General features: G+C 72.9%; 21 protein-coding genes. 12 read left to right on the top strand and 9 right to left on the bottom strand.

From position 1 onward, the window contains the following. Positions 1–99 precede the first annotated feature (99 nt). The 6 genes from ACIA79_RS18485 to paaA all read right to left on the bottom strand — a co-directional run bounded on the left by ACIA79_RS18485 (position 100) and on the right by paaA (position 5,024). Positions 100–1,320: an acyl-CoA dehydrogenase family protein gene (locus tag ACIA79_RS18485; RefSeq protein ID WP_399429359.1), complete on the bottom strand. Its 1,221-nt coding sequence runs from the start codon at positions 1,318–1,320 to the stop codon at positions 100–102. A gap of 86 nt (positions 1,321–1,406) precedes the next feature. Then, positions 1,407–2,468, bottom strand: coding sequence for a 2Fe-2S iron-sulfur cluster-binding protein (locus ACIA79_RS18480; protein WP_399429358.1), 1,062 nt, complete (start codon positions 2,466–2,468; stop codon positions 1,407–1,409). Beyond that, on the bottom strand, positions 2,469–2,999 hold the full coding sequence (gene paaD / locus ACIA79_RS18475; RefSeq protein WP_399429357.1) for a 1,2-phenylacetyl-CoA epoxidase subunit PaaD: 531 nt from the start codon (positions 2,997–2,999) through the stop codon (positions 2,469–2,471). After that, entirely contained in the window at positions 2,993–3,727 is a 735-nt protein-coding gene (gene paaC / locus ACIA79_RS18470; RefSeq protein WP_399429356.1) for a 1,2-phenylacetyl-CoA epoxidase subunit PaaC, read from the bottom strand. Before paaC ends, paaD begins: the two co-directional genes overlap by 7 nt. Beyond that, a complete protein-coding gene (paaB, locus tag ACIA79_RS18465) occupies positions 3,724–4,011 on the bottom strand; it encodes a 1,2-phenylacetyl-CoA epoxidase subunit PaaB (RefSeq protein WP_399429355.1) in 288 nt (95 codons plus the stop codon). The genes paaC and paaB overlap by 4 nt, the downstream gene beginning before the upstream one ends. Further along, complete coding sequence (paaA, locus tag ACIA79_RS18460; protein ID WP_399429354.1) at positions 4,008–5,024, bottom strand: 1,2-phenylacetyl-CoA epoxidase subunit PaaA; 1,017 nt, start codon at positions 5,022–5,024, stop codon at positions 4,008–4,010. The genes paaB and paaA overlap by 4 nt, the downstream gene beginning before the upstream one ends. 128 nt (positions 5,025–5,152) lie before the next feature. On the opposite strand from paaA, the gene ACIA79_RS18455 reads away from it, so the two are divergent. From ACIA79_RS18455 to ACIA79_RS18445, 3 genes are read left to right on the top strand one after another with little or no spacing between them, the layout of a single operon-like run. Then, on the top strand, positions 5,153–6,034 hold the full coding sequence (locus ACIA79_RS18455) for a DUF5819 family protein (RefSeq protein WP_399429353.1): 882 nt from the start codon (positions 5,153–5,155) through the stop codon (positions 6,032–6,034). Beyond that, positions 6,031–7,260 (top strand): HTTM domain-containing protein, encoded by a 1,230-nt coding sequence (locus ACIA79_RS18450; protein ID WP_399429352.1) that lies wholly within the window; start codon positions 6,031–6,033, stop codon positions 7,258–7,260. The genes ACIA79_RS18455 and ACIA79_RS18450 overlap by 4 nt, the downstream gene beginning before the upstream one ends. Next, on the top strand, positions 7,257–7,934 hold the full coding sequence (locus tag ACIA79_RS18445) for a TrmH family RNA methyltransferase (RefSeq protein WP_399429351.1): 678 nt from the start codon (positions 7,257–7,259) through the stop codon (positions 7,932–7,934). The genes ACIA79_RS18450 and ACIA79_RS18445 overlap by 4 nt, the downstream gene beginning before the upstream one ends. A gap of 56 nt (positions 7,935–7,990) precedes the next feature. Here ACIA79_RS18445 and paaN read toward each other — a convergent pair whose 3' ends face one another. After that, positions 7,991–9,685, bottom strand: a complete 1,695-nt coding sequence (gene paaN, locus ACIA79_RS18440; RefSeq protein WP_399429350.1) for a phenylacetic acid degradation protein PaaN — start codon at positions 9,683–9,685, stop codon at positions 7,991–7,993. Positions 9,686–9,808: 123 nt separating this feature from the next. Here paaN and ACIA79_RS18435 point away from each other — a divergent pair, with 123 nt between their 5' ends. Next, positions 9,809–11,341, top strand: a complete 1,533-nt coding sequence (locus tag ACIA79_RS18435) for a 3-hydroxyacyl-CoA dehydrogenase (protein WP_399429349.1) — start codon at positions 9,809–9,811, stop codon at positions 11,339–11,341. Beyond that, on the top strand, positions 11,338–11,931 hold the full coding sequence (locus tag ACIA79_RS18430) for a TetR/AcrR family transcriptional regulator (protein WP_399429348.1): 594 nt from the start codon (positions 11,338–11,340) through the stop codon (positions 11,929–11,931). The genes ACIA79_RS18435 and ACIA79_RS18430 overlap by 4 nt, the downstream gene beginning before the upstream one ends. A gap of 268 nt (positions 11,932–12,199) precedes the next feature. On the opposite strand, the gene ACIA79_RS18425 is transcribed toward ACIA79_RS18430, so the two are convergent. Next, a complete protein-coding gene (locus ACIA79_RS18425) occupies positions 12,200–12,727 on the bottom strand; it encodes an Lrp/AsnC family transcriptional regulator (RefSeq protein ID WP_399429347.1) in 528 nt (175 codons plus the stop codon). Positions 12,728–12,909: 182 nt separating this feature from the next. Between ACIA79_RS18425 and pdhA the strand changes: the two genes are divergently transcribed. From pdhA to ACIA79_RS18390, 7 genes are all read left to right on the top strand, one after another. Then, positions 12,910–14,043 (top strand): pyruvate dehydrogenase (acetyl-transferring) E1 component subunit alpha, encoded by a 1,134-nt coding sequence (pdhA, locus tag ACIA79_RS18420; RefSeq protein WP_399429346.1) that lies wholly within the window; start codon positions 12,910–12,912, stop codon positions 14,041–14,043. Continuing rightward, complete coding sequence (locus tag ACIA79_RS18415; protein WP_399429344.1) at positions 14,043–15,071, top strand: alpha-ketoacid dehydrogenase subunit beta; 1,029 nt, start codon at positions 14,043–14,045, stop codon at positions 15,069–15,071. Before pdhA ends, ACIA79_RS18415 begins: the two co-directional genes overlap by 1 nt. After that, positions 15,071–16,528 (top strand): dihydrolipoamide acetyltransferase family protein, encoded by a 1,458-nt coding sequence (locus tag ACIA79_RS18410; protein WP_399429343.1) that lies wholly within the window; start codon positions 15,071–15,073, stop codon positions 16,526–16,528. Before ACIA79_RS18415 ends, ACIA79_RS18410 begins: the two co-directional genes overlap by 1 nt. 65 nt (positions 16,529–16,593) lie before the next feature. Beyond that, positions 16,594–17,436: an NTP transferase domain-containing protein gene (locus tag ACIA79_RS18405; protein WP_399429342.1), complete on the top strand. Its 843-nt coding sequence runs from the start codon at positions 16,594–16,596 to the stop codon at positions 17,434–17,436. Next, positions 17,433–18,821 (top strand): molybdopterin molybdotransferase MoeA, encoded by a 1,389-nt coding sequence (locus tag ACIA79_RS18400; protein WP_399429340.1) that lies wholly within the window; start codon positions 17,433–17,435, stop codon positions 18,819–18,821. Before ACIA79_RS18405 ends, ACIA79_RS18400 begins: the two co-directional genes overlap by 4 nt. Next, a complete protein-coding gene (locus ACIA79_RS18395) occupies positions 18,818–19,900 on the top strand; it encodes a potassium channel family protein (RefSeq protein WP_399429339.1) in 1,083 nt (360 codons plus the stop codon). The genes ACIA79_RS18400 and ACIA79_RS18395 overlap by 4 nt, the downstream gene beginning before the upstream one ends. 50 nt (positions 19,901–19,950) lie before the next feature. After that, entirely contained in the window at positions 19,951–20,931 is a 981-nt protein-coding gene (locus ACIA79_RS18390) for an NAD(P)H-quinone oxidoreductase (RefSeq protein ID WP_399429338.1), read from the top strand. A gap of 115 nt (positions 20,932–21,046) precedes the next feature. Here the strand turns inward: ACIA79_RS18390 and ACIA79_RS18385 are convergent, their stop codons facing one another. Then, a complete protein-coding gene (locus tag ACIA79_RS18385; RefSeq protein WP_399429337.1) occupies positions 21,047–21,589 on the bottom strand; it encodes a bacterial proteasome activator family protein in 543 nt (180 codons plus the stop codon). Positions 21,590–21,677: the final 88 nt, after the last annotated feature.

Here is a 21,677-nt window from a genome sequence, read left to right as displayed (position 1 = left end):
CCGTGAGGACGGGCCTCGCGGTGCCGGAAGCCGGGCAGCCGTCCGGGCCGGCCGCGGCCCCTCAGCGAACGGGGGCGGCGGTGGGGCAGTCGCCCGGCCTCATCCCAGCGGGTGGGCGGCCAGCAGGTCGCCGAGGGCCTCCTCGTGCGCGGCGGCCGGGCCGAGCGAGAGCTCCAGCTGCTTGGCCCAGGCGTGGAAGCGGTGCAGTGGATAGTCGGTGTCCGCGCCGAAGCCGCCGTGCAGGTGCTGCGCCGTCTGTACGACGCGCCGCACGCCTTCCGAGGCCCAGATCTTCGCCACCGCGATGTCCGCCGGCGCGGGCAGCGCCCCTCCCGCTCCCGTGCTGATCCGCCAGGCGGCCTGCCAGAGGGTGGCCTCCATGGCACGCAGGTCGATGTACCGGTCGGCGGCCTGGACGGCGACGGCCTGGAACGTCGCGACGGGGAAGCCGAACTGCTCCCGTTTGCCGGTGTACGCGCTGGTCATGGTCAGCACCTGCTCCCCCAGGCCGAGTGCCAGCGCACAGGTGCCGGTGGTGAGCAGCCCGCGCAGCCACTCCCAGGCGCCCTCCGCGTCGATCAGCTCCCGGTCGGTGACGCGTACGGAACCGAGCCGGACCTCGGCGAAGAGCTCACCGTTCGTGGAGACCTGCTCGGCGAGCGTCACGCCCTCGTGGTCGGGGCGCACGAGGGCGAGGACCGCCCGCCCGTCCGGTGTGTGCGCCGGAACGGCGATGCGGTCGGCGCCCTGGGCCCACGGCACGCCCGTCTGCGTCCCGTCCAGCACCCAGCCGCCGCCCTCGCCGTCGGGCGCGGGGCGGTCCCTCGTCACGCCGCCGCCGCCGGCCGCGGTTCCGTCCCCGGTCGTGCTGCCGGCGCCGTCCGCGTCGCGGCGGGCGGTCACGGCCAGCTCTGCCGGGCCGTGACCGGTGCGGCCGTGCGCGCCCACGGTCAGCACCAGCTCGCCGCGGCCCACCCGGGGCAGCAGCTCGGCGGCCAGGGCGGGGCTGCCGTAGCGCTCGACCGCCATCGCGACCGCGCAGGTTTCGAGCAACGGCACACGGGCCAGCACCCTGGCCGCCTCACGCAGCACCAGGCACAGGGCGACGGGGTCCAGTCCCGCGCCGCCGTGCTCGGGGGAGAGCACCAGGCTCAGCAGGTCGGAGTCCGCGAGCCGGGACCACAGCGCGCGGTCGAAGTCGTCCGCCACGGCACCCTCGGTGAGCGCGGGACTCGGCACCCCGTCGGGAGCGACGCCCGAGAACACCGCCCGCGCCGCCTCGACGGCCGCCTGCTGCTCCTCGCTGAAGGTGAAGTCCACAGCCCTGCCCCTCCTGCCCGCGACCGCCCGTGCCTGACGGAGCGTCAAGATAGAACAGGTTCTAGGGGAAGGGAATGGGCAGGGACTCAGCGGTCGAAGTCGAGCACTACCTCGGGCGTGACGGCGTGCGACTGGCAGGCCAGTACGTAACCCGCCTCGGTCTCCTCGTTCTCCAGCGCGTAGTTGCGGTCCATTCGCACCTCGCCACGGACGAGGAACGCCCGGCAGGTCCCGCAGACCCCGCCCTTGCAGGCGTACGGCGCGTCCGCGCGGGCCCGCAGCACCGTCTCCAGCAGCGACTCCGACTCACGGACCGGCCAGGTACCGGACCGGCCGTCCAGGGTGGCCGTGAGCGTGGCGTGTGCGGCCACCGCGGCAGCCCGCACGGCGGCCGCTGCCGAACCGTCGTCCACGTGGAAGATCTCCTGGTGGATGCGCCCGCGCTCCACGCCGAGATCGCGCAGCGTGCGCTCGGCGCCCTGCACGAGCCCGAACGGTCCGCACAGGTACCACCCGTCCACCTCGCCGACCGGCAGCAGCCGGGGCAGCAGCGCGGTCAGCCGCTCGCGGTCCAGCCGTCCGGACGGCAGACCCGCCTGCTGCTCCTCCCGCGACAGCACGGTGACCAGCTGGAAGCGGCCGGGGAAGCGGTCCTTGAGGTCCGCGACCTCGTCGACGAACATCGTCGAGGAGGCGGTGCGGTCACTGCGTATCAGGCAGAACCGGGCGTCCGGCTCCCTCTCCAGCACGGTCGCCGCCATCGAGAGCACCGGCGTGATGCCGCTGCCGCCGACGATCGCCGCGAAGCGGCCCGGGCGCGGCGCCAGCAGGAACCTGCCCATCGGCGCCATGACGTCGACCGTGTCCCCGGCCGCGAGCTCCTTGAGCGCGTACGTCGAGAACTCGCCGCCGTCCACCAGCCGGATGGCCACCTTCAGGACCGGGTCCGCACCCGCGGGAGCGGCCGGGGAGCAGATCGAGTACGTACGCCGGATCTCCTCGCCGCCGGCCGTGCTCCGGCGCAGCGTGACGTGCTGGCCGGGGGTGTGGCGGAAGGTCTCGCGCAGGGCGGGCGGTACGGCGAAGGTGACGGCCACCGAATCGTCCGTGAGCCGCTCGACCTCGCTCACCCGGAGCGGGTGGAACATCTACAACTCCTTGAAGTGGTCGAACGGTTCACGGCACGTGGTGCAGCGGCGCAGGGCCTTGCAGGCGGTGGAGGAGAACCGGCTCAGAAGTTCGGTCTCGGTCGAGCCGCAGTGCGGGCACCGGATGGCGAGCGACACCGGGACGGGGCCGCTGCCGGGGGCGCCCGCCGCGCCCTGCGGGCGGGGCGGGGCTATGCCGAACTCGGCCAGCTTGCGCCGGCCTTCCGCGCTGATGTCGTCCGTCGACCAGGCCGGGGACAGCACCGTCACCACGGTCACGTCCGGTATCCCGTGCTCGTTCAGCACCCGCTCTATGTCGGAGGACATGGCCTCGATCGCGGGGCAGCCGGTGTAGGTGGGGGTGAGCCGCACCTCGACCCTGCCGGGGGCCATGACCCGCACGCCGCGCATCACCCCGAGCTCCTCCAGGGTCAGTACGGGCAGCTCCGGGTCGGGCACCGAACCGGCCAGCCGGTTCAGTTCCTCCTCCAGGGCGGTCATGCCCGCCGGGGCGGCGGTGCCGGTCACCATGTCGCTCCCGGGTGGCTGCGGTGCAGGTGCTGCATCTCGGCGAGCATCCGCCCGAACGATTCCGTGTGCAGACCCTGGCGTCCCGCGCCCGCGCTCCATGCGCCGCTGCGCGGCCCGTCGGGAACGGTCAGCGTGGCCCGCTCCAGCAGGGCCGTCACCGACGTCAGCCAGTCGGCCTCCAGCTCGCGCCAGTCGATGTCCACTCCGTCGACCGGCTGGAACAGCTCGCCGGTGAAGCGCCACAGCGCCTGACAGGCCCGCTGCATCCGCTCATGGCTCTCGGCGGTGCCGTCGCCCAGCCGCAGTGTCCACTGCTCGGCGTGGTCCTGGTGGTAGGCGACCTCCTTGACCGCCTTCGCGGCCAGCCCGGACAGGTCACCGGCGTCCGCCGCGGCCAGCCGGCCGTACATCAGGCGCTGGTAGGTGGAGAAATACAGCTGTCGCGCGATGGTGTGGGCGAAGTCGCCGTTGGGCTGCTCCACCAGCTGGACGTTGCGGAAGGCCCGCTCCTCGCGCAGATAGGCGAGCTCGTCCTCGTCCCCGGCCAGGGACAGCAGCACCCGGGCCTGGCCGAGCAGGTCCAGCGCGATGTTGGCGAGCGCGACCTCCTCCTCCAGGACGGGTGCGTGACCCGCCCACTCCCCGAGCCGGTGCGACAGCACCAGTGCGTCGTCGCCGAGGGCGAGCGCCGCGGCGGTCGCCGTGGGAGTCGTCTCCGGAGCCGTCACAGGTGCTGCACCCCTTCCGGGATCTCGTAGAAGGTCGGGTGCCGGTAGGGCTTGTCCGCGGCCGGCTCGAAGAAGGGGTCCTTCTCGTCCGGCGAGGAAGCGGTGATCGCCGCGGAGGGCACGACCCAGATCGACACGCCCTCGCTGCGACGGGTGTACAGGTCCCGGGCGTTGCGCAGGGCCAGCTCGGCGTCCGGCGCGTGCAGGCTTCCCGCGTGCGTGTGGGACAGCCCGCGGCGCGAGCGCACGAACACCTCCCACAGCGGCCAGTCCGTGTTCGTCATGCCGTCGCCTCCCCGTGCTCCGCCTGCCGGTCGTGCTCTTCGCGCTGTCCGTGCTCTTCACGCCGGCCGCGCTGCTCGTGCTTCGCGGCGTACGCCGCTGCCGCTTCCCTGACCCAGGCGCCCTCTTCGTGCGCACGGCGCCGCTGGGAGATCCGCTGCTCGTTGCAGGGCCCGTTGCCCTTGAGGACCTCCCAGAACTCCGTCCAGTCGATCGCCCCGAAGTCGTAGTGCCCGCGCTCCTCGTTCCACCGCAGGTCCGGGTCGGGGAGCGTGAGCCCCAGCGCCTCGGCCTGCGGGACGCAGATGTCGACGAAACGCTGGCGCAGCTCGTCGTTGGAGTGCCGCTTGATCTTCCAGGCCATCGACTGCGCCGAGTGCGCCGACTCGTCGTCCGGCGGGCCGAACATCATCAGCGACGGCCACCACCAGCGGTCCACCGCGTCCTGAGCCATCGCGTGCTGCTCCGGCGTCCCGCGGGAGAGCGCGAGCAGGGCCTCGTACCCCTGGCGCTGGTGGAAGGACTCCTCCTTGCACACCCGCACCATCGCGCGGGCGTACGGGCCGTACGAGCAGCGGCACAGCGGCACCTGGTTGGTGATCGCGGCGCCGTCGACGAGCCAGCCGATGGCGCCGACGTCGGCCCAGGTCAGCGTCGGGTAGTTGAAGATCGAGGAGTACTTCTGGCGGCCGGAGTGGAGCTTGTCGAGCAGCTCGTCCCGGCTGACGCCCAGCGTCTCGGCTGCGCTGTACAGGTACAGGCCGTGCCCGGCCTCGTCCTGGACCTTGGCCATCAGGATCGCCTTGCGCCGCAGCGAGGGCGCACGGGTGATCCAGTTGGCCTCCGGCTGCATGCCGATGATCTCGGAGTGGGCGTGCTGCGCGATCTGCCGGACGAGTGAGGCGCGGTACGCCTCGGGCATCCAGTCGCGCGGCTCGATCCGCTCGTCGGCGGCCACCGCGGCGTCGAACACCGCCTGGTACGCCTCCTGCGTCTCCGCAGTCACTGCCGTCATCGGGCCCCCTACCGACCGATCGTTCGGTTGAATGACTTCAATGGTGAGTCGGCGGCCCGTATGGTGTCAACCCTGTGGATAACTGCGGTGGAGCGATGCGGCCGCGGATCGAGGCGGATCGGGGCGGGATGGACGCGTACGACAAGGACGGCGGGCGCGCCGAGCTCGCCGCGAACCCCCGGGGCACCGCCCCGCACCCCTCCCCACCCGGCGCACCCGCCGCGTCCCGCTCCGCCGGCGCACCCCCCGGCCGGTCGCCCGGCGCGGACGGCGACCCGGGCGCGGACGCCGGCCTCGGCGCGGACGCCGATGCCGACGCGGTGCCGGCCCCCCGCAGCGGGGGCATAGCCGGGCTCTCGATGCCGTACCAAGTGGTGGCCTCCGTCGCTCTCGCCGTCGTCTCGGTCCTCGCCTGCTACCACCTGGCCATGGTGTTCCTGCACGTCGCGCCGTCGAACACGCTGACCAAGCAGCACGGCAAGGCGGTCGACGAGTGGGTCTTCCCGGAGTTCGAGCAGAACTGGAAGCTCTTCGCGCCGAACCCGCTCCAGCAGAACATCGCCGTCCACGCCCGGGCCGAGATCACCACCGCCGACGGCGGGCGCCGGACCACCGGGTGGATCGACCTCACGGCCGACGACGGGGAAGCCATCCGCGGCAACCTCCTGCCGAGCCATGTGAACCAGAACGAGCTGCGCCGCGGCTGGGACTTCTTCGTCAACTCGCACACCACCGACAACCGCCCCAACGGCCTGCGCGGCCGGCTCTCCGAGCGCTACATCCGCCGCATCGCGATGCTCCGTCTGGACGCCCATGACCTGGGCGGCCGCGTCGAGCGGATCCAGTTGCGCTCCTCCACCCGGGGGATCCAGGCCCCGGTCTGGAGTGAGGAGAGGACGGACACCCGGACCTACTACCGGACGCTCCCGTGGTGGACGGTGACCGCTGCCGATCTCCCCGCAGGCGTGGAACGCGGCGCGGACGGCGGCCGTACGGAGGCGCACCAGTGAACCCCACCAGCACCCGCCGCACCGCCCCGTCCCCCCGGGCCCTGCGCGAGCCGGCCGACCGCCGTCTCGCACGTGCCGTCCAGCGCGTCACGGCCACCGCCCTCGGCCCGTACCAGACCGCCATCGTGCGCATCGGTTTCGCCGGCGCCTGGCTGCTCTTCCTGCTGCGGGAGTTCCCCCACCGTCGCGAGCTGTACGGCCCCGAGGGCCCGTGGTCCTGGGACATGGGCCAGCAGCTGATCGCGAACAACCACTCGTTCACCGTCCTGATGTGGTCGGACAGCCCCGTCTGGTTCGAGGTCGTGTACGCGGTCGCCATGCTCTCCAGCGTGGGCCTGCTGATCGGCTGGCGCACCCGGACCATGTCCGCGCTGTTCATGATCGGTGTGCTGTCGCTGCAGAACCGCTCCATCTTCATGGGCGACGGCGGGGACAACGTCATCCACCTGATGGCGATCTACCTGGTCCTCACCCGCTGCGGCCAGGTCTGGTCCCTCGACGCCCGCCGCGCCGCGCGCGCCGGTTCCCGCGGTGACGCGATCGGCGTCGCCCTGTGGACGGCACTCGGCTGCGGGGTGGTGGCCGCGACCCTGCTCGGCGACCGGAGCGGCGAGACCTGGTTCCTGTGGTTCCTGTGGCTGCTGTGGCTGGCGCAGGGCCTGTGGTGGGCGGTGTGCCGGTACGCGCCCGGCGAGCCGCGCGTGCTGCTCGACGTCCTCGCCAACCTCGCCCACAACGCCGGCCTGTTCGTGATCATGGCGGAGGTCTGCCTGATCTACGCCACGGCCGGCTGGTACAAGATCCAGGGCTCCCGCTGGCAGGACGGCACCGCGCTGTACTACCCGCTGAAGCTGGACTACTTCACGCCCTGGCCGTTCTTCTCGGACATCCTCGCCAACAGCGGCGTGGTCGTGCTGCTGCTGACGTACGGCACGGTCGTGGTGCAGGTCGCGTTCCCCTTCACGCTCTTCAACCGGCGCGTCAAGAACGTCCTGCTCGTGGCGATGATGCTGGAGCACGCGGGCATCGCGGTGCTGCTGGGGCTGCCGTTCTTCTCGCTCGCCATGATCGCCGCGGACGCCGTCTTCCTGCCGACGGCCTTCCTGGTCCGGCTCGGTGCCCGGGTCCGGCTCGGCCGGGACCGGCTGCTGCCCGGGCGGAGCGGGCCCGTGCCGGACGATCGGCCCGCCGGCGACGCGCGAGCCCCCCGTACCCTCGTGGGGTGAGCAGCGAGACCCCCCTCCAGTACGACGACGGATACGGCCCCGAGATCGGTGTCGGCCCGCACCCCCTGCCCTGGCCCGAGGGCGAGCGGTACGACCCCGAGCTGCTCGCCGGGGGCGACCGGCGCAATGTCGTGGACCGCTACCGGTACTGGACGCGCGAGGCGATCGTGGCCGACCTGGACACCCGGCGCCATGACTTCCATGTGGCCGTGGAGAACTGGGGCCACGACTTCAACATCGGTTCCGTCGTCCGCACCGCCAACGCCTTCCTCGCCAAGGAGGTCCACATCGTGGGCCGCCGCCGCTGGAACCGGCGCGGTGCGATGGTCACCGACCGGTACCAGCACGTGCGGCACCACCCGGACACCGAGTCGCTGACCGCGTGGGCCGCCGCCGAGGGGCTGCCGGTCATCGGCATCGACAACCTCCCCGGGGCCGTACCGCTGGAGCGCACCGAGCTGCCGCGCCGCTGCGTGCTGCTGTTCGGCCAGGAGGGGCCGGGCCTCACGGAGGAGGCCCGCAAGCACACGGCGATGGTCTGCTCGATCGCCCAGTTCGGCTCGACCCGCTCGATCAACGCGGGCGCGGCCGCGGCGATCGCCATGCACGCGTGGGTGCAGCGGTACGCGGAGATCTCCCCCGAGGTGCCGGGGGCGGCCGCGGCCGGCGCCTGACCGGTGGAGGTCACGCCCGGCGGCGGACCTCCATCACGGTGAGCCGGAGGGGGGCCTCACGCCTGGCGGCGTACCTCCACCACGCGGAAGCGGTTCGACACGAAGGCGCCGTCGCACAGCGCGGCGTTCGCCGCCGGGTTGCCGCCGGAGCCGTGGAAGTCGGAGAACGCCGCCGTCTGGTTGACGTACACCCCGCCCGTCAGGTTCAGCGACAGCTGCGCCGACTCCTCCAGGCAGACCTCCTCGACCGCGCGCTCGACGTCCGCCGACGTCGTGTACGCGCCGACCGTCATGGCGCCCTTCTCGCGCACCGTGCGCCGCAGCAGGTCCAGCCCGTCGGCGGTCGAGTCGACCGAGACGGCGAAGGCGACCGGGCCGAAGCACTCCGACATGTACGCCGCTTCCGCGTCCGGCTTGGAGCCGTCGAGCTTGACGAGGACGGGCGTGCGGACGACGGCGTCCGGGAAGTCGGGGTTGGCGATCTCGCGCGAGGCGAGGGCGACCTCGCCCAGGCCGGCGGCCGCCTCCAGGCGGGCCTTCACGTCGGGGTTCACGATGGCGCCCAGCAGGGCGTTCGCCCGGGCGTCGTCGCCGAGCAGGCCGTCGACCGCGGCGGCCAGGTCGGCCACGACCTCGTCGTACGACTTGGGGCCGGCGTCGGTGGAGATCCCGTCGCGCGGGATGAGCAGGTTCTGCGGGGTGGTGCACATCTGGCCGCTGTACAGGGACAGGGAGAACGCCAGGTTGGACAGCATCCCCTTGTAGTCGTCGGTGGAGTCGATGACGACGGTGTTGACGCCGGCCTTCTCCGTGTACACCTGGGCCTGCCGGGCGTTGGCCTCCAGCCAGTCGCCGAAGGAGGTCGAGCCGGTGTAGTCGATGATCCGGATCTCGGGCCGGAGCGCGAGCTCCTTGGCGATGCCCTCGCCGGGCCGCTCCGCGGCCAGGGCCACCAGGTTCGGGTCGAAGCCGGCCTCGGCGAGCACCTCACGGGCCACCTTGACCGTGAGCGCCAGGGGCAGCACCGCGCGCGGGTGCGGCTTGACCAGGACCGGGTTGCCGGTGGCCAGAGAGGCGAACAGGCCCGGGTAGCCGTTCCACGTCGGGAAGGTGTTGCAGCCGATCAGCAGCGAGATGCCGCGCCCCACCGGTGTGAACGCCTTCCGCAGCTCCAGCGGGTCGCGCTTGCCCTGCGGCTTCGACCAGTCCGCCACCAGGGGTGTGCGCACCTGCTCCGCGTACGCGTACGCCACCGCCTCGAGCCCGCGGTCCTGCGCGTGCGGTCCGCCGGCCTGGAACGCCATCATGAACGCCTGCCCGCTGGTGTGCATCACCGCGTGCGCGAACTCGTGGGTCCGGGCGCTGATGCGGGCCAGGATCTCCAGGCACACCAGCGCACGGGTCTCCGGGCCGGCGTCCCGCCAGGCGGCCGTGCCGGCGCGCATCGCGGGCAGCAGGACGTCCACGTCGGCGTGCGGGTACTCCACGCCCAGCTCCGGCCCGTACGGGGACACTTCGCCGCCCGTCCAGCCGTCCGTGCCCGGCTGGTCCAGCTCGAAGCGGGCGCCGAGGACGGCCTTGTGGGCGGCGAGGCCGTCGGCCGCGCTCAATGAGCCGTTCTCCCCGTACGCCTTGGGGTGCTCGGGATGCGGGGACCAGTAGGCCCGGGTGCGGATCGCCTCGAGGGCCTGGTCCAGCGTGGGCCGGTGCCTCTCGGACAGGTGGTCGGTGGTGAGCTGAGCGGCGGCCATGACGGACCAACTCCTCGTCGAGCTGGGCAGGGACAGGCGGACAGAGCTAGAGTAACCGAACGATCGGTCGGGACAAGGGGGCCTCCCGAACCTGTGGACAGCTCATCGGGGAGGATCACTGTCATGACCGACAACATGGCCATCGAGCGCAGCCGCACCGTCGCGGTCGTCGGCACCGGCACCATGGGGCAGGGCATCGCCCAGGTCGCGCTGGTCGCCGGCCACCCCGTGCGCCTCCACGACGCAGGTCCCGGCCGCGCCGCGCAGGCCGCCGCGGCCATCACCGCACGACTGGACCGTCTGGCGGAAAAGGGCCGTCTCACCGCCGGCGAGCGCGACGCGGCGGCCGGCCGGCTGCACGTGGCGGACACGCTCGACGACCTCGCCGACGCCGCGCTCGTGATCGAGGCGATCGTCGAGCGGCTCGAGGTCAAGCAGGAGCTCTTCACCGCCCTGGAGAAGATCGTCCCCGACGACTGCCTGCTCGCCACCAACACCTCGTCGCTCTCGGTCACCGCCATCGCGGGGGCGCTGCGCCTGCCGGGCCGTTTCGTGGGCATGCACTTCTTCAACCCCGCGCCGCTGCTCCCGCTCGTCGAGATCGTCAGCGGCTTCGCCACCGACGACACCGCGGCCACGCGCGCGTACGACACGGCCGGGGCCTGGGGGAAGACGCCGGTGCGCTGCGCCGACACCCCCGGCTTCATCGTCAACCGCATCGCCCGCCCCTTCTACGCCGAGGCGCTGCGCCTGTACGAGGAGCGGGCCGCCGACCCGGCCACCATCGACGCGGTCCTGCGCGAGTGCGGCGGCTTCAGGATGGGCCCCTTCGAGCTGACCGACCTCATCGGGCAGGACGTCAACGAGGCCGTCACCCGGTCCGTGTGGGAGTCCTTCTACCAGGACCCCAAGTTCACGCCGTCCCTCGCCCAGCGCCGCCTGGTCGAGTCGGGGCGCCTCGGCCGCAAGGCGGGGCAGGGCTGGTACCCGTACGCCGAGGGCGGCGAGCGGCCCGCCCCGCGCACCGAGGCCCCGGCACCCGCACCCGCAGCCGTCACCGTCCACGGCCACCTGGGCCACGCCGAACCGCTCGTCGCCATGATGGAGCAGGCCGGCATCAAGGTCCGGCGCAGGAAGCACGGCAAGCACCTCGTCCTCCCGGGCGGAGGACAGGTCGGCCTCGCCGACGGCGAGACCGTCTTCGAGTACGACGGCGACGAGATCATCTACTTCGACCTCGCCCACGACTACACGACCGCCACCCGCATCGCCCTGTCCACCGCCCCCTCCACCTCGGAGGAGACGCTGCGGGAGGCCGTCGGGCTCTTCCAGGCGCTGGGCAAGGACGTCACGGTGATCGGCGACGTGCCCGGCATGATCGTCGCCCGCACGGTCGCGATGCTGGTCGATCTCGCCGTCGACGCCGTCGACCGCGGCGTCGCCTCCGCCGAGGACATCGACACCGCGATGCGCCTGGGGGTCAACTACCCGGCCGGACCCTTCGAGTGGGCCGCCCTGCTCGGCTACGAGCACGTGGCGGAGCTGCTCGGCGCGCTGCACGAGCGCTACCCGACCGGCCGTTACGCCCCCTGCCTCGGCGTCCTGCGCAAGGAGCACGAGGAGCGGGCCGCCACGAAGGACCAGGACAGCCGATGACCACCGCCAAGCGTGACACCTACACCCCCGAGACGCTGCTCTCGGTCGCCGTCCGCGTCTTCAACGAGCGCGGCTACGACGGCACCTCCATGGAGCACCTCTCCAAGGCGGCCGGCATCTCCAAGTCCTCGATCTACCACCACGTCACGAGCAAGGAGGAGCTGCTGCGGCGTGCGGTCAGCCGGGCACTCGACGGGCTCTTCGCGGTCCTCGACGAGCCGGGTGCCGTGCGGGGGCGGGCCATCGAGCGGGTCGAGTACGTGACCCGGCGCACCGTCGAGGTGCTCATGGACGAACTGCCGTACGTGACCCTGCTGCTGCGGGTGCGCGGCAACACGACGACCGAGCGGTGGGCGCTGGAGCGGCGCCGCGAGTTCGACCACCGCGTCGCGGAGCTGCTCAAGGCCGCGGCCGCGGACGGCGACCTGCGCGCGGACGTGGACATACGGCTCGCCACCCGGCTGCTCTTCGGCATGATCAACTCGCTCGTGGAGTGGTACCGCCCGCAGCCGGGCGGCGGCTCCGAGCGGCAGCAGCTCGTCGACACCGTCGTCCACCTGGCTTTCGACGGGCTGCGCACCGGCTCCTGATCCGCACCGCACCACGAGGCGCGCCGGGCGGCGTCCGGCGCGCCTCGTCGTGCTTCCCTGCCTGGTCATGGCGTGGCGCAGGCCCGGCGCGCACCGTCGTACCGCCGAGCGGTCCGCCCGGGGGCGGCTCCCGGCCGTCGGCTCCCGCTCGTCGGCTCCGGGCGGGCGGTCTCCGCTCGTCGGCTCCGGGCGGGCGGTCTCCGCTCGTCGGCTCCCCGTCGTCGCCGTCCGCGTCGAGCGTGCCGCCGGAGGGGCCGGCGGGCTGCTGTCAGCTCTCGTCCGTCAGGATCCGCCGGTTCAGGTCGGTCTCCTCGAAGACCAGCAGGGTCCGCGTCGACAGCACCTCCGGGATGGACTGGAGCTTGGTCAGGACCAGTTCGCGCAGGGTGCGGTTGTCCGGTGTGTGGACCAGCAGCAGGACGTCGAAGTCACCGCTGACCAGCGCGATGTGTGCCGCTCCCGGCAGCGCCTGGAGCTTCTCGCGGACCGTGCGCCACGAGTTCTGGACGATCTTGAGCGTGATGTAGGCGGAGGCCCCCTGGCCGGCCCGCTCGTGGTTCACCCGTGCGCTGAAGCCGCGGATCACGCCGTCCTCGATGAGCCGGTTGATCCGCGCGTAGGCGTTGGCGCGCGACACATGGACCCGCTCGGCCACGGAGCGTATCGAGGCCCGGCCATCCGTTTGGAGGATCCGGAGGATGTCGCGGTCGATCGCGTCGAGCGGCCGCGGCGCGTGTTCGGGCTCGCCACCCGTCGGCCTGAGCTCCCTGCCGTCGGCCATTTGTTCAGCTGCCATGTCCCCCCGCCTCTCTCGCATGGACGACCTGCCTCCATCCCAGGCTGTGGAGAACCGTTTGTCCACAGGCTGAAGGCGCCTGTAGCCAAAATGCCGCCACGACCGAACAATCGGTAGGTGAGGCGCGTCACAGTCGTGCCCCCCTTCGGGTCTTATGCCCGCTCCCACGAGGAGGTGCTGTCATGACGGTCCAAGAGCTGCCCGGTGCCGCCCCTTACCGGCCCACCCCGCCCCCGGCGTGGAAGCCGCGCACCGATCCCGCACCGCTGCTCCCGGACCCCGAGCCGTACCGGGTGCTCGGTACGGACGCCGCGACCGGCTTCGCCCCCGAGCTGCTGCGCCGGCTCTACGCCGAGCTGGTGCGCGGCCGCCGGTACAACGCGCAGGCGACGGCCCTCACCAAGCAGGGCAGGCTCGCGGTGTACCCGTCGACCACCGGCCAGGAGGCCTGCGAGGTCGCCGCCGCCCTCGTGCTGGAGGAGCAGGACTGGCTCTTCCCGTCGTACCGCGACACGCTCGCCGCCGTGGCGCGGGGCCTGGACCCCGTCCAGGCGCTGACCCTCCTGCGCGGCGACTGGCACACCGGGTACGACCCGCGTGAGCACCGCATCGCGCCCCTCTCCACCCCGCTCGCCACCCAGCTCCCGCACGCCGTGGGACTGGCCCACGCCGCGCGCCTGAAGGGCGACGACGTGGTGGCCCTCGCCATGGTCGGCGACGGCGGCACCAGTGAGGGCGACTTCCACGAGGCGCTGAACTTCGCCGCGGTCTGGCAGGCACCCGTCGTCTTCCTCGTACAGAACAACGGCTTCGCCATCTCCGTCCCGCTCGCCAAGCAGACGGCCGCGCCCTCGCTGGCCCACAAGGCCGTCGGTTACGGCATGCCGGGCCGGCTCGTCGACGGCAACGACGCGGCCGCGGTGCACCAGGTCCTCTCCGAGGCGGTGGCCCGCGCCCGGCGCGGCGGCGGCCCCACCCTCGTGGAGGCCATCACGTACCGCATCGACGCCCACACCAACGCCGACGACGCCACCCGCTACCGAGGTGACGGCGAGGTCGAGGCGTGGCGCGCGCACGATCCGATCAGGCTGCTGGAGCAGGAGTTGACGGAAAGGGGCCTCCTCGACGAGGAGGGGATACGGCAGGCGGCCGAGGACGCCGAGGCGATGGCGGCGCGGCTGCGCGAGCGGATGAACGCCGACGCGGAGCTCGAACCCATGGACCTGTTCGCGCACGTCTTCGCCGAGCAGACGGCACAACTGCGGGAGCAGGCCGCGCAGTTGCGTGCCGAGCTCGACGCCGAAGGTGAGGCGTGATGACGACCGTGGCAACCACGTCCGCGGCCAGGGCGGCGGCCAAGCCCGCCACCATGGCGCAGGCCCTCCAGCGCGCGATGCGCGACGCGATGGCCGAGGACCCGTCGGTCCACGTCATGGGGGAGGACGTCGGCACGCTCGGCGGCGTCTTCCGGGTGACGGACGGGCTCGCCAAGGAGTTCGGCGAGGACCGCTGCACGGACACCCCGCTCGCCGAGGCGGGCATCCTCGGCACGGCGGTCGGCATGGCGATGTACGGGCTGCGGCCGGTCGTCGAGATGCAGTTCGACGCCTTTGCCTACCCGGCGTTCGAGCAGTTGATCAGTCATGTCGCGCGGATGCGCAACCGGACGCGGGGCGCGATGCCGCTCCCGATCGTGGTGCGCGTGCCGTACGGCGGCGGTATCGGCGGCGTCGAGCACCACAGCGACTCGTCCGAGGCGTACTACATGGCGACTCCGGGGCTCCATGTCGTCACGCCCGCCACGGTCGCCGACGCGTACGGGCTGCTGCGGGCGGCGATCGCCTCCGACGACCCCGTCGTCTTCCTGGAGCCGAAGCGCCTCTACTGGTCGAAGTCCGACTGGTCGCCGGAGGCGCCGGCGCAGGTGGAGCCGATCGGCCGCGCGGTGGTGCGGCGCACCGGTCGCAGCGCGACGCTCATCACCTACGGGCCTTCCGTGCCGGTCTGCCTGGAGGCCGCCGAGGCGGCCCAGGCCGAGGGCTGGGACCTGGAGGTCGTCGACCTGCGCTCGCTGGTGCCGTTCGACGACGAGACCGTGTGTGCGTCCGTACGGCGCACCGGCCGGGCGGTCGTGGTGCACGAGTCCAACGGCTTCGGCGGACCGGGCGGGGAGATCGCCGCTCGTGTCACGGAGCGGTGCTTCCACCACCTGGAGGCGCCGGTGCTGCGCGTGGCCGGGTTCGACATCCCCTATCCGCCGCCGATGCTGGAGCGGCACCACCTGCCCGGTGTGGACCGGATCCTTGACGCGGTGGCGCGACTGCAGTGGGAGGCGGACAGCTGATGGCCCAGGTGCTGGAGTTCAAACTGCCCGACCTCGGCGAGGGCCTCACCGAGGCGGAGATCGTGCGCTGGCTGGTGGACGTCGGCGACGTCGTCGCCATAGACCAGCCGGTCGTCGAGGTGGAGACGGCCAAGGCGATGGTGGAGGTGCCGTGCCCTTACGGGGGTGTGGTGACCGCACGGTTCGGTGAGGAGGGGACGGAGCTGCCGGTCGGGGCGCCGCTGCTGACGGTGGCCGTCGGCGCGACGTCGGTGCCGCCGGACTCCTCCCCGGACGGCCAGGCCCGGCCCGCCTCCCCCGGATCCGCGGCCCAGGGATCCTCGAACGCCTCCGGATCGCCGGCCTCCGCGGCCGCCGCCGCGCAGGAGACGTCCGGGAACGTCCTCGTCGGGTACGGGACGGGGGCGCCGGTGGCTCGCAGGCGCCGGGTAAGGGCGGCGGCCGCTGCCGCTCCGTCCGGCTCCGCGCGGGTGGACGCCCGAACGGCGCCCGCCGCTCCGGCCGCGAGCGCGCCCGGCGCCACCGCTGCCGCCACCGCCGTACCGGCTCCGGCGACGGTGCCCGGGGACGGGCCCGTGCCGGTGATCTCACCGCTCGTGCGGAAGCTGGCCCGGGAGCAGGGCATCGACCTGCGTGCGCTGCGCGGCTCCGGCCCCGACGGGCTGATCCTGCGCGCCGATGTCGAGCGCGCGATCGCCGCGCCGGCGCAGCCGGCCGCCGCCCCGGCCTCCGCTCCCGCTCCCACCGCCCTCGCCGCCGCGGCCGCGGTCGCGGAGCGGGTGCCGCTGCGCGGCGTGCGCGGCGCGGTCGCCGACAAGATGTCCCGCAGCCGACGTGAGATCCCCGAGGCCACCTGCTGGGTCGACGCCGACGCGACCGACCTCATGGCCGCGCGGACCGCGATGAACGCGGCCGGAGGGCCGAAGATCTCCCTGCTGGCGCTCCTGGCGCGTATCTGCACGGCCGCGCTGGCCCGCTACCCGGAGCTCAACGCCACGGTCGACACCGAGGCACGGGAGATCGTGCGGCTCCCCGAGGTGCATCTGGGCTTCGCGGCCCAGACCGACCGGGGCCTGGTCGTCCCCGTCGTCCGCGACGCCCACCGCCGCACGGCGGAGTCGCTGACGGCGGAGTTCGCCCGCCTGACGGAGGTGGCACGGGCCGGGACGCTCACCCCGGCGGACCTCACGGGCGGCACGTTCACCCTGAACAACTACGGGGTGTTCGGGGTCGACGGCTCGACGCCCATCATCAACCACCCCGAGGCGGCCATGCTGGGTGTGGGCCGGATCATCCCCAAGCCGTGGGTGCACCAGGGCGAACTCGCCGTCCGCCAGGTCGTGCAGCTCTCGCTCACCTTCGACCACCGGGTCTGCGACGGAGGCACGGCAGGCGGATTCCTCCGGTACGTGGCGGACTGCGTGGAGTCTCCGGCGGTGCTGCTGCGCACCCTCTGAGGTCCCGCTCCCCGGGGTGATCCCCCGGGGACCGGGGCTCCGGCGGGGTTCGGGATACTGGTCGCGTGACCCGAACTGACGTCGTCGTGCTCGCCGGGGGAGCCGCCAAGCGGCTCGGCGGGGCGGACAAGCCCGGGCTGAGCGTGGGCGGGCGCGCCCTGCTCGACCGCGTCCTCGCCGCCTGCCGGGAAGCCACCCGCGTCGTGGTGGTCGGGGACCGGCGCCCCACCGTGCGGCCCGTGGTGTGGGCGCGGGAGGAACCTCCCGGAGGCGGGCCGGTGGCCGCGCTCGCGGCCGGACTGCGGCACGTGGAGGCCGGCCGCGTGCTCGTCCTCAGCGGCGATTTGCCGTTCCTGGATGAGGACAGCGTCCGGAAGTTGACCGGTGCCCTGGAGGCCGGCGACAGCGAAGGTGTGCTGTCCGTGGACGACGAGGGCCGCGACCAGCCGCTCGTCGCGGCCTATCGCACCGAGCCGCTGCGGCGGGAAGTCGCGCTGCTGGCAACGGAATACGGCAGCTTGTCCGGATTGCCGCTCCGGCTGCTCGTCCAGGAGCTCGACCTCGCACGGCTCCCCCTCGGACCGCTCGCCTCCTTCGACTGCGACACCTGGGAAGACCTCTCCACGGCACGCGCCCGGATCAGGGAGCATGGGAACGTGCTGGAGGAATGGATCACCGCAGTCAAGGCCGAGCTCGGCATCGAACTCGACGTCGACACCGGCGTCCTGCTCGATCTCGCCCGGGACGCCGCGCACGGCGTCGCCCGGCCCGCCGCGCCGCTCACCACCTTCCTGGTCGGGTACGCGGCCGCCAAGGCCGGCGGCGACGCCCCCGAAGCCGTCGCCGAGGCGGCGCGCAAGGCCGCCGCGCTCGCGGACCGCTGGGCGAACGAGGCCGGCCGGGAATGACACCACCAGGACGCGGAGGCGAGGAGCGGCACCGGGCCACGCCCTGGGCCGAGGCCCGCGCCCTCGCGGCGCGGGCCGGCCGGACAGGACCGGTGCGGTCCCGGCGCGTGCCCCTGACGGAGGCCCTCGGCCGCGTACTGGCCGAGCCGCTCGTCGCGCTCACCGACCTCCCGTCCTTCGACACCTCCGCCATGGACGGCTGGGCCGTCGCCGGCCCCGGACCCTGGATGGTGTCCGAGGGCGGCTCCGTGCTGGCCGGTCACGCCCGGGCGGCCGAGCTGCCCGACGGCGAGGCGGTACGGATCGCCACCGGCGCCCGCGTTCCGCCCGGGACCACCGCCGTGATCCGCACCGAGCACGCCCGCACCGAGCAGACACGCACCCGCCCCGCGCGTACCGAGCAGACACGTACCGAACGCGCAGGCACCGAGCAGACACGTACCGAGCACGCAGGCACCGAGCAGACACGTACCGAACACACAGGCACCGAGCACGCAGGCACCGAGCCGTCGCGTGCTCCGGCCGGCGGCGTGCGGTTGCACGCCGAGCGCGAGGTGCTGCCGGGGCAGGACATCCGGCCGCGGGGCCAGGAGTGCCGCTCCGGTGACGAGCTGCTGCCGGCCGGCGGCCCCGTCACCCCGGCCGTGCTCGGCCTCGCCGCGGCCGCCGGGTACGACGAGCTGGTGACCGTGGAACGCCCGCGGGTGGACGTCCTCGTGCTCGGCGACGAGCTGCTGACGGCGGGCCTTCCGCGCGACGGCCTGATCCGGGACGCCCTCGGGCCGCTGCTCGGGCCCTGGCTGGCCGCCCTGGGCGCGGACGTCGCCGTCACCCGGCGTATCGAGGACGACGCGGACGCGCTGTACGCCGCCGTCACCGACTCCCGGGCGGACCTGGTGATCACCACCGGCGGCACGGCGGCGGGACCGGTCGACCATGTGCACCCCGTCCTGCGCAAGGCCGGCGCCGAGCTCCTCGTCGATGGAGTGAAGGTGCGCCCGGGCCACCCGATGCTGCTCGCACGCCTCGCCCCCGAGCGCCATCTGGTCGGCCTGCCCGGCAATCCGCTGGCGGCCGTCTCCGGACTGCTCACCCTCGCCGAGCCGCTGCTGCGCGGCCTCTGCGGGCGTCGGCCGGTTGCGGAGCCGTACCGCCTCCCGCTGCGCGACGAGGTGCACGGCCATCCGCACGACACGCGACTGGTGCCGGTGGTGCACCGGGCCGGCCGGGCGGTGCCGCTGCACTACAACGGGCCGGCCATGCTGCGCGGCATAGCCGAGGCCGATGGCCTGGCGGTCGTCCCTCCGGGCGGAGCCAGGGCCGACGATGTCCTGGAAATCCTCGGCCTGCCGTGGCCGTCGCCCACCGAAGGGTGTTTCACGTGAAACTTCCCGGCCACGACGCGATGGCCCGCCGCGCCGAGGAGCACCTGGACATCTCCCGGGTGCAGATGCCGCGCCAGGTCGTGGAGAGTCCTCTGCGACAGGTGGCCAAGCGGCTGCTGATGGCGCTGTGCGTCCTCGCCCTGACCGTCTTCATCGTCGTGGTGGACAGATCCGGCTACCACGACAACGCCGACGGGGCCGTCGATGTCCTCGACGCCATCTACTACGCCACCGTGACGCTGTCGACCACCGGCTACGGCGACATCGTCCCGCACAGCGACAGCGCCCGGCTCGTCAACGTGCTGCTGGTGACCCCGCTGCGCGTGCTGTTCCTGATCATTCTCGTCGGTACCACTCTGGAAGTGCTCACCGAGCGCACCCGTGAGGAGTGGCGGCTGAACCGCTGGAGGTCCACCTTGCGCGACCACACCGTCATCGTCGGTTTCGGTACGAAGGGCCGCTCGGCCGTCGAGACGCTCTGCGCGACCGGCCTGAAGAAGGAGCGCATCGTCGTCGTCGACCCGAGCGACAAGGTCATCGAGGCGGCGAACAGCGACGGGCTCGTCGGCGTCGTGGGCGACGCCACGCGCAGCGATGTGCTGCTGCGGGCGGAGGTGCAGCGGGCCCGCCAGATCGTGATCGCGACACAGCGGGACGACACGGCCGTGCTGGTCACCCTGACGGCGCGCCAGCTCAACCGCGGGGCCAAGATCGTCGCGACGGTGCGGGAGGAGGAGAACGCCCCGCTGCTGCGGCAGTCGGGCGCGGACGCGGTCATCACGAGCGCGAGCGCGGCCGGCCGGCTGCTCGGGCTGTCGGTGCTGAGCCCGAGCGCGGGCACGGTGATGGAGGACCTGATCCAGTCGGGGAGCGGGCTCGACCTGGTCGAACGGCCGGTCATAAAGGCCGAGGTGGGCAAGAGCGTGCGGGAGACCGACGATCTGGTGGTGAGCGTGCTGCGCGGTCACCGGCTGCTGGGGTACGACGATCCGGCGGCCAGTCCGCTGCAGTTGACCGACCGGCTGATCACGATCGTCCGCGCCAAGCCGGTCTCATCGCTGAGCTCGCCGCCGGAGTGACCTGCGGACGGCACGTCCGGAGCGGACGTCGCCGGAGTAGCCTCGCCGCCATGCATGCGATCACGATTCCGGAACCAGGTGGACCCGAGGCGCTCGTCTGGGCCGACGTGCCCGATCCCGTGCCGGCCGAGGGCGAGGTCCTCATCGAGGTGGCCGCCGGCGCGGTCAACCGTGCCGACCTGCTGCAGCGGCAGGGCTTCTACGACCCGCCGCCCGGGGCGTCCCCGTACCCCGGCCTCGAATGCTCCGGCCGGGTCGCGGCGCTCGGGCCGGGCGTCGTCGGCTGGTCCGTCGGGGACGAGGTCTGCGCGCTGCTGGGAGGCGGCGGATACGCGGAGAAGGTCGCCGTGCCGGCGGGACAGGTGCTGCCCGTGCCGCAGGGGCTCGACCTGGTCACGGCGGCGGCGCTGCCCGAGGTCACCGCGACGGTGTGGTCGAACGTGTTCATGGTGGCGCACCTGCGGCCGGGCGAGACGCTGCTCGTCCACGGGGGCGCGAGCGGCATCGGCACGATGGCCATCCAGCTGGGGAAGGCCGTGGGCGCACGGGTCGCAGTCACGGCGGGCGGCCCCGAGAAGCTGGAGCGCTGCGCCGAGCTGGGCGCCGACATCCTGATCGACTACCGGGAGCAGGACTTCGTCGAGGAGCTGAAGAAGGCGACGGACGGAGCCGGGGCGGACGTCATCCTCGACATCATGGGCGCCAAGTACCTCGACCGGAACATCAAGGCCCTCGCGGTGAACGGGCGGCTCGCGGTCATCGGCCTCCAGGGCGGGGTGAAGGGCGAACTGAACCTCGGCGCCCTGCTGGCGAAGCGCGCGGCGGTGACGGCGACGTCGCTGCGGATGCGGCCGCTGGAGGAGAAGGCGGCGATCATGGCGGCGGTCCGCGAGCACGTCTGGCCGCTGATCGCCGCGGGGACGGTACGGCCGGTGGTGGACAGTACGTTCCCGCTCCCGGAGGCGGCGGAGGCGCACCGCGCGCTGGAGAGCGGCACGCACGTGGGCAAGATGCTGCTGGTCAGGCCCTGACCCCCGCACGACCGGAAACCCCCGCACGACCGGAGGCCCGGCACCCGCGTGTGCGGGCGCCGGGCCTCGGCGGCGGTTCCGGCGCGGCGTCGGTGCCTGCCGGTCCGGTGCGGGCTTACAGGTACGGGCCCGAGCGGATGGCGCCGTGAGGGTGCTCCTCGTCGTCGTGGTGCGCGGCGGCGGGAAGCGCGCGGCGCATCTGCTCCAGCTGCGCGCGGGCCGCCATCTGCTGGGCGAACAGCGCGGTCTGGATGCCGTGGAACAGCCCCTCCAGCCATCCCACCAACTGCGCCTGTGCGATCCGCAGTTCGGCCTCGGAAGGAACGGCCTCGTCCGTGAAGGGCAGGGAGAGGCGTTCCAGCTCCTCGACGAGTTCCGGCGCCAGACCGTCCTCCAGCTCCTTCACCGAGCTGGCGTGGATGTCCTTGAGACGGACCCGGCTGGCCTCGTCGAGAGGAGCCGCGCGCACTTCTTCCAGAAGCTGCTTGATCATGCTTCCGATGCGCATGACCTTCGCAGGCTGTTCGACCATTTCCGTCACCGGGACCTCGCGCGACTCGTCGTCACCGTCACCGCCGCCGAGAGCCATCCCGTCCTGTCCCACGACGAGGATGTGGGGGTTGCTCTCCTGCGACCGTTCATTCCTCGGCATCTCCATGCCGCCCATTCTCTCGTACAGGTGCGTCAACACACGGTCTGCCCCTGGAGGAGGGTGATCCACCCTCCTCCAGGGGTACATCCGTCCG

The sequence above is a fragment of the Streptomyces sp. NPDC051310 genome (assembly GCF_044455245.1).
In the GTDB taxonomy this organism is placed as follows: Bacteria; Actinomycetota; Actinomycetes; order Streptomycetales; family Streptomycetaceae; genus Streptomyces.
This window is presented reverse-complemented; position numbering and strand designations above follow the sequence as displayed.

Coding starts and splice junctions, on each gene's coding strand:
- ACIA79_RS18480 (WP_399429358.1), bottom strand. CDS start 2,468: ATGTTCCACCCGCTCCGGGTGAGCGAGGTCGAGCGGCTCACGGACGAT.
- paaD (WP_399429357.1), bottom strand. CDS start 2,999: ATGGTGACCGGCACCGCCGCCCCGGCGGGCATGACCGCCCTGGAGGAG.
- paaB (WP_399429355.1), bottom strand. CDS start 4,011: ATGACGAACACGGACTGGCCGCTGTGGGAGGTGTTCGTGCGCTCGCGC.
- paaA (WP_399429354.1), bottom strand. CDS start 5,024: ATGACGGCAGTGACTGCGGAGACGCAGGAGGCGTACCAGGCGGTGTTC.
- ACIA79_RS18455 (WP_399429353.1), top strand. CDS start 5,153: ATGGACGCGTACGACAAGGACGGCGGGCGCGCCGAGCTCGCCGCGAAC.
- paaN (WP_399429350.1), bottom strand. CDS start 9,685: ATGGCCGCCGCTCAGCTCACCACCGACCACCTGTCCGAGAGGCACCGG.
- ACIA79_RS18435 (WP_399429349.1), top strand. CDS start 9,809: ATGACCGACAACATGGCCATCGAGCGCAGCCGCACCGTCGCGGTCGTC.
- ACIA79_RS18430 (WP_399429348.1), top strand. CDS start 11,338: ATGACCACCGCCAAGCGTGACACCTACACCCCCGAGACGCTGCTCTCG.
- ACIA79_RS18425 (WP_399429347.1), bottom strand. CDS start 12,727: ATGGCAGCTGAACAAATGGCCGACGGCAGGGAGCTCAGGCCGACGGGT.
- pdhA (WP_399429346.1), top strand. CDS start 12,910: ATGACGGTCCAAGAGCTGCCCGGTGCCGCCCCTTACCGGCCCACCCCG.
- ACIA79_RS18415 (WP_399429344.1), top strand. CDS start 14,043: ATGACGACCGTGGCAACCACGTCCGCGGCCAGGGCGGCGGCCAAGCCC.
- ACIA79_RS18410 (WP_399429343.1), top strand. CDS start 15,071: ATGGCCCAGGTGCTGGAGTTCAAACTGCCCGACCTCGGCGAGGGCCTC.
- ACIA79_RS18400 (WP_399429340.1), top strand. CDS start 17,433: ATGACACCACCAGGACGCGGAGGCGAGGAGCGGCACCGGGCCACGCCC.
- ACIA79_RS18390 (WP_399429338.1), top strand. CDS start 19,951: ATGCATGCGATCACGATTCCGGAACCAGGTGGACCCGAGGCGCTCGTC.
- ACIA79_RS18385 (WP_399429337.1), bottom strand. CDS start 21,589: ATGGAGATGCCGAGGAATGAACGGTCGCAGGAGAGCAACCCCCACATC.